At 63.8% G+C, this 18,225-nt stretch carries 6 protein-coding genes; 1 reads left to right on the top strand and 5 read right to left on the bottom strand.

The genetic code is table 11. The features are described 5' to 3' along the window. Positions 1–36: 36 nt before the first annotated feature. The 5 genes from GA829_RS17025 to GA829_RS17000 form a co-directional block, all read right to left on the bottom strand. Positions 37–1,194, bottom strand: coding sequence for an ABC transporter permease (locus GA829_RS17025; RefSeq protein WP_195173876.1), 1,158 nt, complete (start codon positions 1,192–1,194; stop codon positions 37–39). 12 nt (positions 1,195–1,206) lie between these two features. Beyond that, a complete protein-coding gene (locus GA829_RS17020) occupies positions 1,207–2,241 on the bottom strand; it encodes an ABC transporter permease (protein WP_195173875.1) in 1,035 nt (344 codons plus the stop codon). A gap of 224 nt (positions 2,242–2,465) precedes the next feature. Then, positions 2,466–4,118 carry an ABC transporter substrate-binding protein gene (locus GA829_RS17015; protein WP_195173874.1) on the bottom strand — a complete coding sequence of 551 codons (1,653 nt, stop codon included), beginning with the start codon at positions 4,116–4,118 and terminating at the stop codon, positions 2,466–2,468. A 265-nt stretch (positions 4,119–4,383) separates the two neighbouring features. Next, on the bottom strand, positions 4,384–10,431 hold the full coding sequence (locus GA829_RS17005; RefSeq protein ID WP_195173873.1) for a translocation/assembly module TamB domain-containing protein: 6,048 nt from the start codon (positions 10,429–10,431) through the stop codon (positions 4,384–4,386). A gap of 3 nt (positions 10,432–10,434) precedes the next feature. Further along, positions 10,435–12,360 carry an autotransporter assembly complex protein TamA gene (locus GA829_RS17000; protein ID WP_195173872.1) on the bottom strand — a complete coding sequence of 642 codons (1,926 nt, stop codon included), beginning with the start codon at positions 12,358–12,360 and terminating at the stop codon, positions 10,435–10,437. A 270-nt stretch (positions 12,361–12,630) separates the two neighbouring features. Here GA829_RS17000 and GA829_RS16995 point away from each other — a divergent pair, with 270 nt between their 5' ends. Further along, positions 12,631–18,111, top strand: a complete 5,481-nt coding sequence (locus tag GA829_RS16995; protein WP_195173871.1) for an alpha-2-macroglobulin family protein — start codon at positions 12,631–12,633, stop codon at positions 18,109–18,111. Positions 18,112–18,225 lie beyond the last annotated feature (114 nt).

Below are 18,225 nucleotides of genomic sequence, written 5' to 3'. Positions count from 1 at the left end.
GGGTCGTTCAAGGCACGCCGGATCAAGACCCGGCGATCAGTCTTTCATCGATTGTTCGCGCAGCGAGTCGGCGAGCAGGTTCAAGCCCAGCACGAACGACATCAACGCGATTGTCGGCGGCAGCGCCGGGTGGATGAAGGAGCGCAGCAGGCGGCTGGCATCCTTGATGGCGGTGCCCCAGTCCGGGCTTTCCGGTGCAAGGCCAAGGCCGAAATAGCCGAGCGTGCCGAGCAGGATGGTGGTGTAGCCGATGCGCAGGCAGGCATCGACGATCAGCGGCCCGCGCGCATTGGGCAGGATCTCCCACAGCATGATGTACCAGGGGGATTCACCGCGCGTCTGCGCCGCCGCCACATAGTCGCGTGTCTTGATGTCCATCACCAGGCCGCGCACGATACGGAACACGCCGGGGCTGGAGGCGAACACAACCGCCACGAAGATGTTGAGCTGGTTGGGATCGATATGGACGATCTTCAGCGGATCCTTGTCGAAGACCAAGCCGGTATAGATCCAGCCGCCCAGGATCAGGGTGATGCCGAGCAGGATGTAGATCCGGTCGGGCCGATTCTTGTAGCGCGTCCAGAACAGCACGCTGAAGAAGATGATCGGGAACAGGAAGAACACGCCCGCCATGGCGTAGGGGATCGGCGTGTCCATGATGCCGGGCGTTACCAGCAGGTAGAACAACAGGATGACCGGGAAGGCCAGGACGAGGTTGGCCAGGAACGACAACACGGTGTCGATCTTGCCGCCATAATAGCCGGCAGGCAGGCCAAGCGTGATGCCGACCATCAGCGCGAAGCCGGTGGCCGCCGGCGCGATGATCAGCACGATCTGGCTGCCATAGACCATGCGGGAAAACACGTCGCGCGCCAGCTTGTCGCCGCCGAACAGATAGACCAGCCCCGATTGCGGCTCGATTGCTCCGGGCAACGCGTCCTTCATCACCGGGATCTGGGCCAGCGGATCGAAGGGGGAGATGGTCGCGGCGAAAATCGCCGTGAACAGCCAGAACAGGCAGATGCCGACACCGACGATGCCAACGCCGCTGTCGAACAACTGGCCGTAAAGCGCCAGCTTCTTCTTGTAGGCGAAGCTCGCCCCCATGACGATGACGAGCGCGATCCAGACCGGCCAGAAGCGCGACAGCACTTCGAGCACGATGGTGAAGGCGCTGATATATTGGACCTGCATCCTCTTCGCCCCCTACTGGACTCTGATACGCGGATTGAGAAACGCGTAGCCGACATCGGAAATAAGCTGCGTGATCAGGACGATGAACACCGAGACCAGCGAGCAGCCGAGAAGCAGATCGATATCATTGTTCCCAGCAGCTTCGACCAGCGTGTAGCCGAAGCCCTGGTAGCGGAACATGACCTCGACAATGACGACACCGGTGAGCAGCCAGGGAAACTGCAGCATGATGACGGTGAAAGGCGCGATCAGCGCGTTGCGCAGCGCGTGTTTCACCACGACGTTGCCGAAGGAGAGGCCTTTCAGCCGGGCGGTGCGGATATATTGCTGCGTCATCACTTCGACCATCGACGCACGCGTCATGCGGGCAATGTAGCCGATGCCGTAGATTGCCAGCGTCATGACCGGCAGCGTGAAATTGTAGAACGTGATGCCCTGGCTGGCCGAGGCCGCCGAGCCGTTCAGCCAGCCAAGCCACGAGGCGAAGATGACGGTGAAAATGACGCCCGACACATATTCGGGCGTCGCCGTCGAGGCGATCGAAGCGACCGACAGCACGCGGTCGGTGCGCGACCCTTCGCGCATACCGGCCAGGATGCCGATCAACAGCGAGATCGGCACCATCACCACCAGCACCCAGAACATCAGCAGGCCGGTGGCGCCAAGCGCCGGGAACAGTTTTGAGGCTACCGTTGCCTTGAACTTGGTCGAGCAGCCGAAATCGCCCTCGAAAACTCCGGAGAATGTCGGCACGAGCGGATCATTGCAGAAAGAGAAACGTTGCGCCGGCTTGCCGGTCGCCGGGTCGGTCACCGGCTGCTTGGGCATGACACCCAGCCACTGGCCGTAGCGGACGAAGAAGTTCTGCCGATAGCCGTGATTGACCAGCCAGCCCTCGAGCTGCTCGGCGGACGTATGCATCTCGGTCTGGCTGATCGCCAGTTTCTTCAGGTTCGGCTCAAGATTGATCAGGAAGAAGACGACCATCGTCAGACACAGCATCGTCAATGCCATGGTGCCAAGACGCCTGATAACGAAAGAAAGCATGGCGGCCCCCTGCCGGTGGGTTGGGGTTTGAGCCGGCTATGAAAACCAACCCTGCCGTGACTGGCGGGGCTGGCTGTCAAACAGGCCTTCGGATGCGATCAACCCTGTATTTGCTGCATGGCCCTGCCGGACGGAACCGCATTTCAAGACACGCGGATCCGAGACGGCAAGATTGCGCAACAAGCGAGGGAAAGGGGCCAGGGCCCCTTCCCCCTCCGGTCCCATCAAGCCTGGTCGAGCCAGACCTTGCCGTAGTCGCGCTCGAAGGTCGGATGCATCTTGTAGTTCTGCACCGCCTTGACCGAGTGGCTGTAGAGCTTGCGCCAGTACGGCTGGATCATGATGCCGGAATCCTGCAGGATCTGCTCGATGTCCTTCATCATTTCCTTGCGCTTGGCGGCGTCGGCGACGGCAAGCGCCGCATTGAGCTTGGCATCCCAGTCCGGGTTCGAATAGGCAGCCTCGTTCCAGGCCTCACCGGTGCGGTAGGCGATGGCCAGAACCTGCACGCCGAGCGGGCGCATGTTCCAGTTGGTCATCGACAGCGGATACTTGGTCCAGTCGTTCCAGAACGTCGAGCCCGGCAGAACCGTACGCTTCACCTTGATGCCGGCGTCGCGCATCTGCGCGGCGATGGCATCGCCGGTGTTCTTGTGCCAATCCTCGTCAACGGTGATCAGCTCATGCTCGAAGTCGGCCTGGCCGGCTTCCGCCATCAGCGCTTTCGCCTTTGCCGGGTCACGGGCAATCTTGGGCAGCTCGTAATATTCCGGATGGATCGAGCAGACATGGTGGTTTTCAGCCACAGAGCCGGCATTGCCGTAGCCGAGCTGGAGGACGACGTTGTTGTCGACCGCGAGCTGCAGCGCGTTGCGCACCTTCTTGTCGCCATAAGGCTTGTTGTTGATGTTGGTGCGGCAGACGATGGTCGACGCGGTGACGATTTCCGACTTGACCAGGCTCATGCCGTCGAGGATCGACACGTAGTCGGCCGAGGTCTCGAAGTTGGTGTGGACTTCGCCAGCTTCGAACGCGCTGACCATGGCGGCCGGGTCGGTGCCGTAGTCGATGAATTCGATACCGTCGAGGAAGACTTCGCCGTCCCACCACTTGTCGTCGGTGCGGCGCTTGTAGACCACCTTCTGGCCGACATCGTAGGAGACGAGCTCGAACGGACCGGTGCCGATCGGGCAGGCTTTGAAGTCGCCGCCCTTCTCATCGAAGCTCTTGTGCACGATGAGGCCGGGATAGTCGCACATGTTGGGGATCAGCGCGATGTCGGGCTTGCTGAGCTTCAGCACGACCGTGTGGTCGTCCGGCTTGGTCACGGCGCTCTCGTCGAGCTTGTCGTCCTTGACCAGCGAGCCGAGACGGCCAGGCATCGAATTGCCCTCGGCCTTCTTGTCGGCCCAGCGCTTGAGATTGAAGATGACGTCATCGGCGGTGAAGGCATCGCCGTTCGACCAGGTCACGCCCTTGCGCACATGCAGCGTGTACTGCGTGGCGTCGTCGTTGACGTCCCAGCTCTCAAGCAGGTACGGGCGGAACGTGTATTCGGAGGTGTACTTGACCAGCGGCTCGAGTGCCTGGCGCTCGGCATTGGCGATTTCAGACCAGTCGGCCTTGCGCGGGTCCTTGGGATCCTTGATCCACTGCGCGACCTTCAGCGTGCCGCCCTTCTTGCCTTTTACCTCTTCGGCCTTGGCCGGGGTCGGGTCGGCGAGGCCGAGCAAACCATAAGCCATCGCCGTCGACGCACCAAAGACGCTGGCCATGGCCAGGAATTCGCGGCGGTCCACCTTGCCTGCCTTGGCGTCTTCGGCCATGGCCAGGATGTGATCCGGAACGCTGTCGCCATTACTCTTGTAGATTGTCATGACTAACTCCCATTGTTGGCTTTCTGCCTTTTAACATTCCGCATCCGGGCCGTGATGTCAAAGACGGCATGGATTGAGAACATGTTAGAGAATGTGCAACTTTGGAAGGGGGGCGGTTCGCGTGATAACGACAGTCTTGACGCAAAAGTGCTACTGCCCGGCAGATTCCGCAGGAATCTCTATAGTCGATTAAATTGAGACATTTGCCCAAGATTGGGCAGCGCCAGTTCCGAGGCACCGTGAGGCCAAAGCCCCAGCTGAAACCTCAATATTCCTTCTCGTAGAATATGCCGCCCTTGGCTTCACCGGCGTCGTTGGCCTCGCCGCGCAGCTTGACGCCGCGCCCGACATTGAGGTCGATCGTCGCCTTGCCCGAGCCTGGCTTGTCGCCTTTCTGGATCGTCACATAGGTGCGGTCGTTGAGGTATTTGCCCGCCGAAACGGCCGTGCCGCCCTTGTCGTCGGTGGTCACGTCGAGGTCGTCGACGCCGATGGCGCTGCGCAGGTTCTCGAGCAGAGAGGTCGAGCCGCCAATGCCGGCCAGTTGCCCGGCGGCTTCGGCAAGCTGGGCGATCTGCAGCGGCGACAGGTTCGACATCGAGCGGCCGAAGATCAGCTGCGCCAGGACCTCGTCCTCCGGCAGCGCCGGAACCGAGGAGAAGCTGAATTTCGGGTTGGTCGCCTCGCCTGAAACCACGATGGTGACCGTGGTGCTCGTCGTCGTCGTTTCGGCGGTCAGGTTGAGATAGGGCACCAGCGAGCCCGAGAAGCCGACCGTGCCTTCTGTGAAAGTCAGCCGCTTGCCGAGGATCGACAGCCGCCCGCGCTGCAAGGTGAAGGTGCCGACCGCCTGTGGCGACGAGGCCGGGCCGGTCAGCCGGAGTGAGCCGCCAAGTTCGGCGTCGACGCCCCTGCCCTGGATGAAGATCTGATTCGGCGCGTTGACCGTGACATCGAGGTTGAGCCCGCTGCCGCCGCCCCCGCTGGCGGTGGCCGGGCGCAGCGCCTTGTCTTGGCGCTGCACATCGGCAGGCGCGTTCTTGTGTTTGACGTCGAGCGCCGACAGCGACCCCGGGAGTTTCTCGGGGACGGTGATCACGGTTTTCGCCAGATTGATGGTGCCGGCAACCACAGGCGCCGAGGTGAGCGGCCCCTTGATCGTCAGGTCGCCCCCGAGATTGGCCGTGACCACGCGGCCGTCGGTGTAGCGGCCATCGGTCAGCTTGATCGAGAGGTCGGCCGGAAAGCCTTGCGCCGGATTGATGCCGACCGTGCCGCTGGCCGACAGGCTGCCGCGGGTCGATAGCGTTCCGGTCAGCCGGTTGATTCGGGCGACCCCTCCGCCGATCGAGATGTCGGCGGCGATATTGTTGACGGCAAGGCCGGAGCGCGCATCGACAAGGCGCGCGCCGGAGGTGCTAATTGTGCCGCCGATAACAGGCGATGTGGCGGGGCCACGCACCTGCACGTTGACATTGGCCGTGCCCGTCAGCGACAGGCCTTGGGCGGCCAGCTTCTGGCTAAGGAAGCCGAACGGCACGCCGCCGTTGAAATCGAGTACAAGTGCCGGCGTGCCAGCGGTGGTTACCGTGCCGCCGCCCTTGAGACCAAGGCCGGCGCCGTCGGCCAGGTTGGCGTTGAAGGTCAGCTTGTTGCCGGCGAAGGTGCCGGAAGATGAAACGCTCACCGCGCCAAGGCCCGCGCCGCGCGTCTGTGACGTCTGCACGCCTCCGGCGTCGATGTTGAAGGCAACCGCCGGGTTGGCTGGAGCTCCTGTCACCTTCACCGTGCCGGAGATCGAACCGGCAGCATCGAGGCCTGGTGAAAAACTGTTGGCGAGCGAAACCGGCACCTTGGCCAGCAAAGCATTGATGTCGAGCGCCTGCCCGACCTTGCCGGTTACTGTCGCCGTGCCGCCGCCGAGATTGAGCACCAGCCGGTCCAGTGTCGTCGTGCCATTGGCGATGCTGATGGTCGAGGCCTGGGCAATGGCTGCCTTGATGCCCTGGACGGTTGCCTGGCCGGAGGCGATCTCGATGGTTGTCGTGCCGTTGGCGACCTTCACGCGGCCAGCCGCCTTGGCCGGAATGCCCTTGACGGTGGCGCCGCCGGAAAAGCCGGTCCAGTCGCCATCCTGGCTCAGGTCGACGTTGATGCCGCTGATGACCGTGCCGCCGGAAGTGATGGTATCGGCGCGGACCGTCCCTGATATCACCGGCGCGGCAAGATAGTTGGCGATCAGCGCATCGATTGACACTGTCTTGGCCGACAGATCGCCACGCGAGATCGAAGCCGTGGCCGCCTTGACCGTCACCTCAGGTGTCGTGCCCTTCTTCGTGAAGGCGATCGTGCCGCGCACATCGCCTTCGGCTTTCTCCAGCGCTAGCGCTGCCAGCGGGCCGATGTCTGGCAGGTCGAGCGACACGGTTCCGACTGGGACGAAGGCCTCGTCCAGCGCCAGGTCGCCGGATATTCTGTTCTTGCCCAGCGACAGCAGCAGCCCGTTGATGGCGCTCTTGCCGTTGGCCGTCGCCAGCACCGCGCTGCCTTGCAAGGCCTGGCCCGCGACATTGCCGGTCAGTTGCACATTCGCCGCCGGATTGGCGGCGTCCGCCTTGCCCGTGGCGGTCAGCTTCAAGCCGGTGATTTCGCGCGCTGCCACCAGAAGCCGGTCGCTGTTGACGGTTAGAGACAGGTCGGGCGCCGTGGCCGATCCTTGTGCATTCAAGGCAAAGGCAATCGCACCCTTGGCGTCCTTGGAAAGCAAGGAAATGTCCGACAGCGCGCCCCTGATGTCGGCCGCGACCTTGCTGTCGGCAAGGCTTGCCTGCCCATCCGCGGTCAGTGCACCCGATGCCAGCTTCAGTCCATCGACGGTGACATTGCCCGCGGCGTCGCGCTTCAGCATGGCGCTGACCTCGGTGCGCTCGGCAAGCACACCGCGCACGGCAGCCGGCAGCGCCGCTGATGCAGCGTCGGCCTTCAGGTTGAGGTCGATCGCGCCGTCGGCCAGCGAGACGCGGCCCTTGAAGCCGCTGTTCAGCGCATCGCTCTTGATCGAGCCGCTATCGATGGTGATGGCATCGGCGGCAAGGCTGCCGGCGACTTCGGCTGTAACCTTTCCAGCGATCAGCGGAGCGATCGTCGGATTGTCGAGCCCGATCTTGTCCACCGACACGGTGCCAGAGATCGGTCCGGTCCGGCCTTTGAGATCAAAAGCGTCCGAATGCAGGGCGACCGCGATACCTTCGACCTTGGCCAGCTTGGTGGCGATAGAGGGCAGCGTTGCCGAGATATCGAGTTTCGGCTGGGTGCTCTGGCCCGCAACCTTCACCGCCAGAGCCTGAAGCTCGATCTTGATCGGGCTTTCAGCACTGCCGAACGACAGTGGCAGACTGGCGCCTGTCGATGCGAGATCGAGCGCGAAGTCGCTGGCGCCGTTCGGATTGATGGTGCCCGCCGCCTTGCCGGAAATCTTGTCGCCGGACAGCGCTGCGTGATCGATGACCACGCCGGCTGCCGTGGTGAAGCCGCCGGCGGCGTCGACAGCCAGCGCTCCCAAGCCGGCCTGCCGGGTCTGGCTGGTTTCGACGCCGTTGAGCTGCGCATTGAAACGAACATCGGGCGCCTCGGGCGATCCGGTCACACGCGCCGTGCCGCCCAAGGTGCCGACAGCATCCAGCCCCGGCGAAAAATCATTGGCAAGCGCTGCCGGCAAGGCAGCGAATTCCGCCGCGAGGTCGAGCGTCTGGCCGGCGGTGCCTGAGACCGTCACCGAGCCGCCACCGATATCAAGCGCCAGCTTGTCGATGCTCGTCGTGCCATTGGCGATGGAAACCGTCGATGGCGCGGAGATCGCCGCCTTGATGCCGCGAACCGTGGCCTCACCCGAGGCAATCTCGACACTGGTCGTGCCGTCGGCGATCTTGACCCGGCCGGCGGCCGTCGCCGGAATGCCCGCGATGGTGGCGCCACCGGTAAATCCGGTCCAATCACCATCGCGCTTCAGATCGACCCCAATGGCGCTGATTTCAGTTGTTCCTGAAGTGACAGTGTCGGCCTTGATGGCGCCCGAGATCGCCGGAGCCTTGAGATAGTTGGCGATCAGCGCATCAACCGTGATGGCCTTGGCCGCTGCGTCGCCGCGCGAAATCGATCCGCTCGTGGCGTTGACGGCGACGGTCGGCGCCTCGCCGTCCTTGGCAAACGCGATCGTGCCGTTGATATCGCCCGTCACATTTTGACCGGCAAGCGCCGCCAAAGGCGCGATGTCCGGCGCGGCAAGCGTCAGTGTGCCGAGCGGCATGAACTTGTCATCCAGTGCGAGATCGCCCGAAACCTTGTTGTCGCCGAGCGAAATCAGCAGACCGTTGACCGAACGCTTGCCTTCGCTCGTCACCAGCGCCGCCTTGATATCGAGCGGCTGGTCGTTGGCGGAGCCGGTCAGCGACACATTGGCGGCCGGATTGGTGATGTCGGCCTTGCCGCTCGCCGTCAGCTTGATGTCCTTCACCGTGCGGCCGGATGCCGTCAGGCTGCCGCTGGTGGCCGAGACCGAGAAATCTGGCGCCGTGCGCGCGCCGCTCGCCGTCAGCGAGAAATCGATGGCGCCGGCAACCGGCACGCCGACTGTCGGCGACAACACCGAGACGTCGCCCAGCGTGCCCTTGATGTCGGCCTGGATATCGGTGCCTTGCGCGCTTGCTGTGCCGCTGGCGCTGAGCTTGCCGGAGGTGAATTCGAGTGCGTTGGCGGCAAACGATCCCTTCGGATCGCGGGTCGCCGTGGCCGAGAATTTCACACGGGCGCCGAGAACCGAACTGATCTGCGGCGGCAATGCCGTCGACATGGCATCGGCGTTCATCTTCAGCGTCATCGACAGATCGGCCAGCGCCACGGCCGCGGTCAGCGAGGCGTTCAGCGCGTCGCTGCGCAGCGTGCCGGTGTCGATCGTGATGGCATCCTTGCTGATCGAGCCAGCCAGATCGACCACCACCTTGCCGGTGACCAGCGGCGCCAGTGTCGCAAGGTCGGTGTTGAGACCGCCGGCCTCCAGTTTGACGGAAACCGGCCCGCTGCGGTTCTGGATGTCGAACCCGTCGGAATGGATCTGTGCAGCCAGATCATCGAGCCGCGTGCCGCCGGCGACGATCGATACAAACGATGCGCCGATATCGACCATTGGCGCCTTGCCGTCGCCGAAGGCGCGCGCCGTGGCGTTCTTGATGGCTACGGTGACCGGCTGCGCCTCGCTGCCAAGGCTCACCACCACTGGCGGTCCCTTGGCTGCGAGCTCGACGGAAAGATCACTGGCGCCGTTGGGATCGACGAGGCCCGCCGCTGAGCCATGCACGGCTTCGCTGTCGACGGTGGCATGCTCGATATCGACGCCACCCGCGGTGGTCGCGGTCCCCGCGACATCAAAGCTGGTCTTGCCGGAGAACAGCTGCTTCAGGTTCTCAGGCACGAGGCGCGCGAAGTCGCCGTCGCCCTTGGCCTCGATGTGATTGCCCTTGTCGGTCAGTTGATGGCGACCGGTGAGCTGGGTGACGATCTGGCCGTCGACGACAAAAGTACCGACACCACTCCAGTTGGCCAGTGGCCCCGAGCCCGACACGACAATGTCGACCGGTGGTGCATCCGGCAATTTAAGCAGGTTGGCAATGATGCCGCCCGCCGGCTCCGACGCCTTCAGATCAAGATCGAGCTTGTTGTCGGCTGGTGCGAAATGGATCTTCGCATCGACATTGCCTTGCTTGCCGTCATGGCGGGTGATGTTGAGCGCGGTTTCGACCGCCAGCGGCGAGGCATCGGCCTTGAGCATCCCCTTGGCGGCGAGTTCGGCGATGCCGCTGCCGGCCAGCTCCTGTCCGAGTGCGATTTCCGGCAGGTCGATCTGCCTGATGTCGAGCGAGACTGGCAGCGTCGTCGTGCCGCTTTGCGCGGGCTGTGTGCTGGCCACCGGCAACCTCGCCAGTTCGATGCGCTCGGCAGCGATGCGATCGGCGCTGAAGTTTTTCGACAGCAGCGCCAGCGGCGACCAGTCGACAGCGACCTTGCGCGCCACCAGCCAGGCGCCCTCGCGGTCCTCAAGCACGACATGGTCGACGCTCAGCGCCCCCGACCAGATGCCGTCGATGCCGCTGACCGTGACTTTGCGATCGTCGCTCGATGCCATGCGCGAAATGATGCCGGCGAGATTGTCGCGGCCACGCTCGGTCTTGGTCAGCACGACAAGCGCGCCGATCGCACCGGCGACGACGATCAGCAGCGCGTAAAAAGCAATACGGAGGATGCGTTTGAACAATTTCATGGCTCAGAAGGCCTGGCCGATGCCGGCATAGATGCCGAAACGTGGATCGCCGGGATCACGGTTGAGCGGCAACGCCGCGTCGATGCGCAGCGGGCCGAACGGCGTGACATAGCGCAGGCCGACGCCCGCGCCGACCTTGACGTCGGAGAAGTTGGGGACCGACTTTGTCGACACCGTGCCGGCATCGATGAAAGGCACGATGCCGATCGTGTCGGTGATGGCAATGCGCATCTCGACCGAGGTTTCGAAGAACGAAAGTCCGCCGATCGGCTGGCCGGTGGGGTCCTTGGGGCCGATGCCCTGATAGGCGTAGCCGCGCACCGAGCCGCCGCCGCCGGAATAGAAGCGCCGGTCAGCCGGCACATGTTCGAGCCCGGTGCCGACAATCGAGCCGACGGCAACACGCTCGGCCAGCACGAATTTCGAAGCCGAATCCAGCGACTGGTAGGCCGACCCCTCGCCTTTCAGCTTCAGGAAGGCAGCGCCGCTCATGATATCGTAGCTCGGCTCCGCATAGGCCAGCACCCGGAAGCCCGTGGTCGGGTTAAGCCTGTTGTCCCTGTTGTCATAGACATATTGCAGCGGAATGCTGGCGATCAGGTATTTGTGCTTGCCGAAAGCATCGGTGATCCTGGAATAGTCGAGCGCCACCTCTGCCGAAACCGTCTGCTTCTTGGTCAGTTCGTAGGACAGGCCGGTGCTCCCCTTGACCGAGAAATGGTCATAGGCATCAGGGTGTTCGAGCACAGTCTTGACGCTGGCGAAGAATTTCGACGCCGGCCCGATGACGCCGGGCTTCTCGAACATAACGCCGGCGTTGTAGTTGAGCTTGCTCAGATCGTTGCTGCCGATGCCGGAGATGGCGCCGTCGATGCGCAGCTTCTCGGCCCGGCCGAACAGGTTGCGGTGGCCCCAATAGCCTTCGAGGCCGAGGCCGTCGGTGTTTGAGAACGTGCCGCCGACGCCGAAATAACGCGGCTTGCGCTCACTGACCTGGACGCCGATTGGAATATTGCCGTCGGCGTCGAGCTTGTCGGCTTCCTTCAGCGTCACGCTGTTGAACACCTCCAGCGCCAGCAGCCGGTCGCGTGCGTCACTGATCTCCTGCGGCGAATATTGCCGGCCGCGCTTCAGGCCGGTCATATATTCGGTGAAGTCACGATCGACCTTTTCCGTGCCTTCGACCGTGGTGTCGCCATAGCCGGCGACCGGCCCGGCGGCGACCGTCAGCGTCACGTCAAGCGTCGAGGTGGCGTGGTCGGCGACGATATGGCGATCGGCCACCTTGGCCAGCGGCCTGCCTTCCTGCTTCAGCGCCCGCACGATCAGCGCTTCGGCCTTGAGCACGGCGCCCGAACCGGCATCGCCGCCTGATATCAGGCCGTAATCGGCGCCCATCAGCCCGGCCGCATCGCCTTCCAGCCGGATATTGCCAAGGGTGAATTTCGGCCCGCTGGCAATGTCGATGACGACGGGGATCGGCTGCGGTCCCTTGAATTCGGCATCCGGCGGCAGATCGTCCAGCGGTGTGCCGTCGATGGTGATGTTGACGACGCCTTCATAGCGCGCGTCGGCATAAAGTGCTGCAACCAGCTGCTCGCGGTCGCTGCGCGCCTTGGCCATCAGACCGAGCGAACCGGATACCGGACGCTCTTCGTCCCCTTTCAGGGCCGAAGCGTTTTCGAGCTTCTTGATCAGATCCTTGTCGGCGTCGGGAACCGAAATTGTCACGCCATAACGCAGCGGATCGACGATATCGGCGTCCTCGCTCGATGCCCCCCACAACTTTATGCCGAAAATCTCGAAGGCAGCCGCCGGCCTTGATTCTGCGACGAGCGCGGTCGCGCACATCATGGCCAACAGCAGGGCGCGCGGAAGCACGCGCCCTGGCGCGGTACCTCCTGACATCTGCTCTTCATGCGCCGGCATTAAGACAACCTAGGTCATAAAACTAAAATTGGAATGAAGTTCTGAAGTGCTCGTAAAGGGGCCACAATCCAATTGTCTCAAATAGGACGGGCTTGGAATTCACACCTTTTGCGTCGCCGCAAGAAAGCGTGATCCCTGTCCTATGGAGGTACTACCGGCCATCGGCCGGAAAGGAAACCGTTGGCAGGCGGAACCCTGCCTCGTCCTCGTGTTGACAAGCCTGACTGAAGCTTGAACATGCCTGGACGTCAGCTGTGTCTGGAGGGTGTTATGGCAATGCGCGCGGCTCGTGGTCTTTCGATCCTTATCCTTCTCTTTTTCGCCTGGGGCAGCGTCGCGCAGGCGGCCGAGGCCCGGCGAATCGCAACGACCAACAATTCCGATTATTTCGGTTTCGATCTGCGATCCGACCAGAATGTCAGCCTCGACCAGTGCAAGACGACATGCCTCGGCGACCCGGCCTGCCGCGCCTTCACCTACAACACCAAGGCCAAATGGTGCTTCCTCAAGTCCGACTATAACCAGATCAAGACGTTCAACGGCGCTGTTGCCGGCAAGGTCGTCAATGTCGATGGCGACCCCGACATCGGTGCGCCGCCGGAACTGGCCTTCTTCCCCAACTGGATGGCCGATCAGGCGCAGCAATATATCAACAAGCTGTTGGGCCCGGGCTACACCAAGCCGACCGATGGGCTGACCGCGCTGCGCACCGCCGCCGAACAGGCCGTGCTGACCGGCGACCATCGTTCCGCCATGCTGAAATACGAAGCCGCGGTCTCCGTGCTGCCGGAAGACGGCCCACTCTGGCTTGCCCTGGCGCGCGAAACGCTGGCCGTGCAGCCTGCCGCCAACACCTCCGAAGCCTCCACTTTGCCGGCAAACGGCACCTCCGCCGCCTTCAACGCCTACAAGCTGTCGCGCACCACCAAGGCCCGCGCCGAGGTGCTGGCCCTGCTCGGCAATGGCCTCGACAAGCGCGACCTCTACCGGCCGGCCCTGCAGGCCTATGAGGCCAGCCTCGCACTGGTCACCTCGCCATCGGTCCAGGCCGACTATGCCGATCTCAAGGCGCGCAAGGGTTTCCGCGTCATCGACCATTCCGTCGATGCCGACACCAGTGCACCGCGCATCTGCGCGCAGTTTTCAGAGGATCTGGTCAAGACCGGTGTCGACTACGCGCAGTTCGTCACTGTCGACAACGCGCCGCCGAAGGGCGTCGAAGCCAAGGACAAGCAGATCTGCGTCGAGGGGCTCGAACACGGCCAGCATTATGACGTGACCTTCCGCGCCGGCCTGCCGGCCGCGATCGGCGAAGTCACCGCCGCTCCCGTGGTGCTGTCGATCTACGTGCAGGACCGGGCGCCGTCGGCCCGCTTCACCGGCGACAGCTTCGTGCTGCCGGCCGGCGCGCGCCGCGGCATCCCGGTCGTTACCGTCAACATGAACGCCGCCCGGATGAAGCTCTACCGCATTGGCGACCGTTCGCTGGCGCAGCTTCTGTCCGGCTACCAGTTCCTGAAGCAGCTCGACGGCTACGACCTTTCCAACATTTCCGACCAGATGGGCTCGCCGGTCTGGCAAGGCCAGCTCGATATCGCCAGCGATCTCAACAAGGAGGTCACCACTTCCTTCCCGATCGATGAGGCCATCCCCCAGCGCAAGCCCGGCGTCTATGTGCTGACCGCCCAGGCGGTCACCGACAAGAGCGACGACTACAACTCGATCGCCACGCAGTGGTTCGTCGTCTCCGACATTGGGCTCTCGACCTATACCGGTCAGGACGGCCTCAACGTCTTCACCCGCTCGCTGGGGTCAGCCAAGCCGATTGCCGGCGCTGAGCTGACGCTTCTGGCCCGCAACAATGAAATCCTCGGCACCGCGACGTCGGATGCGGAGGGTCATGCTGTCTTCAATCCGGGCCTGACCCGTGGCGACGGCGGCATGGTGCCGGCCGTGCTGATGGCCAAGCAGGGCGACAACGACTTTGTCTTCCTCGACATGGGCAAAGCGGGCTTCGACCTGTCCGACCGTGGCGTCACAGGGCGCGCCGCGCCTGGCGCACTGGATGTCTATGCCTGGACCGAGCGCGGCATCTACCGCGCCGGCGAGGACGTGCATGTCGCGGCCCTTGCCCGCGACGGTGCGGCCAAGGCGGTCGAGAACCTGCCGCTGACCTTCATCTTCTCGCGCCCCGATGGTGTCGAGGACCGCCGCATCATCAGCGACGGCGCGTCCGCCGGCGGCCACGCGGTCGACCTCGGGCTCGAACCCAACGCCATGCGCGGCACCTGGTCGGTGTCGATCTACACCGATCCCAAGCAGGCAGCCGTTGCCACCCAGATGTTCCTGGTCGAGGACTTCGTGCCGGATCGCATCGAATTCGACATGACCGCCGACAAGCAGGAGATCGCACAGGGCGAAACCGCAAACATCAACATCGACGGCCGCTTTCTCTATGGCGCACCGGCGGCGGGCCTGGCGCTCGAAGGCGAGATGACGCTGTCGACGTCCCGCGACTGGGACCGCTTCCCGGCGTTCTCGTTCGGCCTCGCCGACGAGCAGTCGGCCCAGCCGACGGTTACCCCTTTCACCGATCTGCCGGTGGTTGGCGATGACGGCAAGGTGACCTTCCCGGTCTCGGTCGAGCAACTGCCCTCGACCACCAAGCTGGTCGACGCCAAGGTCACGGTGCGCATGCGCGAAACCGGTGGCCGCGCCATCGAGCGTTCGCTCAACATCGGCATCCGCCCGCAAGGCCACATGATCGGCATCCGGCCGGATTTCGCCGACAATGAAGTGCCGCAAGGCGGCACGGCGAAGTTCAGCCTGATCGCCGTCGACCCAGACGGCAAGCGCGAGGCGCTGAAAGGCGCGCAGTGGACGCTGGTCAAGGTTGAACGCAATTACCAGTGGTACCGCTCCAACAACTCCTGGAACTACGAGCCGGTGACCTTCACCAAGTCGATTGCCAACGGCCAGGTTGATCTCAGCGCCGATGGCGATGCGACGGTCTCCGTGCCGGTCGACTGGGGCCAGTACCGGCTTGAGGTCGAAACATCAGATCCCGAAGGGCCGGCGACCAGCTATGAATTCGATGCCGGTTGGTATGTCTCCTCGACCACGACCGAAACCCCTGACGGCCTCGAGATCGCCCTCGACAAGGATACCTATGCCGCTGGCGAAGTGGCCAAGCTCAAGGTCTCGCCGCACTTTGCCGGCGAACTTCTCATCAACATCGGCGCCGACAAGCTGCTGAAGACCATCACGGCCACCGTGCCGGCCGGCGGCAGCACGGTCGATATTCCTGTTGGTGACGACTGGGGCGCCGGCGCCTATGTCACGGCCACCCTGTTCCGGCCGGGCGATGCGCAGGAGACGCGCATGCCGGCCCGCGCCATCGGCGTGAAATGGCTGAAGGTCGATCCGGGCTCGAAGAAGCTCGCCGTAACCTTGACGCCGCCGGGCAAGACCATGCCGCGCCAGCAGCTGTCGATCCCGGTCGCCGTGGCCGGCGTGCAGCCCGGCGCCAACGCCTATGTCATGGTCGCGGCTGTCGATGTCGGCATCCTCAACCTGACCAACTACAAGGCCCCGGATCCGGAAAACTGGTTCTTTGGCCAGCGCATGCTGGGCATGGAAATCCGCGACATCTACGGCCGCCTGATCGATGGCTCGCTCGGCACCACGGGCAAGCTGCGTACCGGCGGTGACGGCTCCAACATGCAGACGCAAGGCAGCCCGCCGACCGAAAAGCTGGTCGCCTTCTTCTCCGGCCCCGTTCAGCTCGACGCCGACGGCAAGGCACGGATCGACTTCGACATCCCGCAGTTCAACGGCACCGTGCGCGTCATGGCTGTCGCCTGGACCAAGGAGTCCGTCGGCCATGCCCAGACCGATGTGATCGTGCGCGATCCGGTGGTGATCACCGCCGGCCTGCCACGCTTCCTGGCGCCGGGCGATGCCGCTGTCATGCGCCTCGACGTGGCCGACACCGATGGTCCGGCCGGCGACTACAAACTGTCGATCGAGACAACCGGCGACCTGTCGACCGGCGACAAGCCGCTGCCTGAAAAACTGACGCTGGCCAAGGGCAAGCGGCAGACATTGACCGTACCGCTGATCGCACAGACGGCCGGCAATGCCTCGCTCACCATCAAGCTGGCGCATGCCGATGGCACCGCTGTCGAACAGACGCTCTATGTGCCGGTGCGTCCGGCGCAATTGCCGGTCACCACCCGCCTGGTGGTCGACCTCAAGGGCAATGGCGGCGCGCTTCGCGTCGACAAGGAGCTTCTCGCGGCAAGCCTGCTCGACGGCGCGTCCGTCAGTGTCGGCGTGTCGCAGGCGGCTGCCTTCGATGTGCCGTCGCTTCTGATGACGCTCGACCGCTACCCCTATGGCTGCGCCGAGCAGACGACCAGCCGCGCCATGCCGTTGCTCTACGTCAACGAGATGGCGTCCGGCATCGGAATGACCAGCGATCCTGAGCTGCACACCCGCATCCAGGATGCCATCTACAAGGTCCTGAGCTACCAGGCCTCGGCCGGCAGCTTCGGCCTGTGGGGTCCAGGCTCCGGCGACCTGTGGCTCGATGCCTATGTCACAGACTTCCTGACCAGGGCGCGCGAGCAGAAATACGACGTGCCGAGCCTGGCCATGAACCAGGCGCTGAGCAACCTGCAGAACTCGCTCGGCTACGACCAGAGCGTACAGGACCGTGGCAGCGAGATTGCCTACGCCCTCTATGTCCTGGCCCGCAACAAGAAGGCCTCGGTCGGTGATCTGCGCTACTACGCCGATACGCAGCTCGAAGCCTTCTCGAGCCCGATGGCCGTCGCCCAGTTGGCGGCGAGCCTGGCGCTCTACGGCGATACGCCACGCGCCGAAGCGACCTTCCAGACCGCCTTGCAACTGGCCAAGTCGAGCACCGACTATGATTACTACCGCTCCGACTATGGCTCAGCGCTGCGGGATGGCGCCGCGATGCTGGCGCTGGCGGCGGAATCCAAGCCGGTGCCGACCATTGTGCCGGAACTGATCAAGCTGGTGGCCAGGGAACGCGCCCAGGCCCGCTGGACCAGCACCCAGGACGATTCCTGGATGCTGCTGGCGGCCCGCGCGCTGAAGGAAGGCAATGATTCGATCACGCTTTCCGTCAACGGCGCTCCGCACTCCGGCGGCTATTCCAACCAGGTCAAGGGCAGTGACCTGGTCGATAGCCCGCTGACCATCGCCAACACCGGCAAGACCCCGCTGCAGGCCGTCGTCACCACCGTGGCGTCGCCGAGCCAGCCTCTGCCGGCAGGCGGCGACGGCTTCACCATCAGCCGCACCTACTACAAGCTCGATGGCACCGAAGCCAATGTGACGGAGGCAACCCAGAACGAGCGCTATGTCGTCGTGCTCAAGGTCAATGAACAGAACACCTGGCCTTCGCGCCTGCTGATCACCGACCTGCTGCCAGCCGGCTTCGAGATCGACAACCCGGGCCTGGTCTCCAGCGCCCAGTTGACGAACTTCTCCTGGCTGGCACAGACCGACGCCGCTCATCTCGAATTCCGCGACGACCGTTTCATTGCGGCCTTCAACCCGAGCGACGGCGACCATGACCACAATCTAACGCTCGCCTATGTCGTGCGCGCGGTGACGCCGGGCACCTATGCCCATCCGGCGGCAACGGTGGAGGACATGTACCGGCCGCAATACTCGGCCCGCACAGCCACCGGCATGATGGAGATCAAGGCGCCGTAAGGCACCGATGGTGGCGATGATGAACATGGCGATGGCGCTGCCCCTCATTGCCCTGCCGGGCATTTCTCCCCGTATAGCGACGGGGAGAAAGGGGCTTTTGTCGACGATTTCGCC

Source organism: Mesorhizobium sp. INR15 (genome assembly GCF_015500075.1).
Classification (GTDB): Bacteria; Pseudomonadota; Alphaproteobacteria; order Rhizobiales; family Rhizobiaceae; genus Mesorhizobium.
This window is presented reverse-complemented; position numbering and strand designations above follow the sequence as displayed.

What these genes read in the sequence shown, in the direction of transcription:
- GA829_RS17025 (WP_195173876.1), bottom strand. Translation starts at nt 1,194, where the DNA reads ATGCAGGTCCAATATATCAGCGCCTTCACCATCGTGCTCGAAGTGCTG.
- GA829_RS17020 (WP_195173875.1), bottom strand. Translation starts at nt 2,241, where the DNA reads ATGCTTTCTTTCGTTATCAGGCGTCTTGGCACCATGGCATTGACGATG.
- GA829_RS17015 (WP_195173874.1), bottom strand. Translation starts at nt 4,118, where the DNA reads ATGACAATCTACAAGAGTAATGGCGACAGCGTTCCGGATCACATCCTG.
- GA829_RS17005 (WP_195173873.1), bottom strand. Translation starts at nt 10,431, where the DNA reads ATGAAATTGTTCAAACGCATCCTCCGTATTGCTTTTTACGCGCTGCTG.
- GA829_RS17000 (WP_195173872.1), bottom strand. Translation starts at nt 12,360, where the DNA reads ATGCCGGCGCATGAAGAGCAGATGTCAGGAGGTACCGCGCCAGGGCGC.
- GA829_RS16995 (WP_195173871.1), top strand. Translation starts at nt 12,631, where the DNA reads ATGGCAATGCGCGCGGCTCGTGGTCTTTCGATCCTTATCCTTCTCTTT.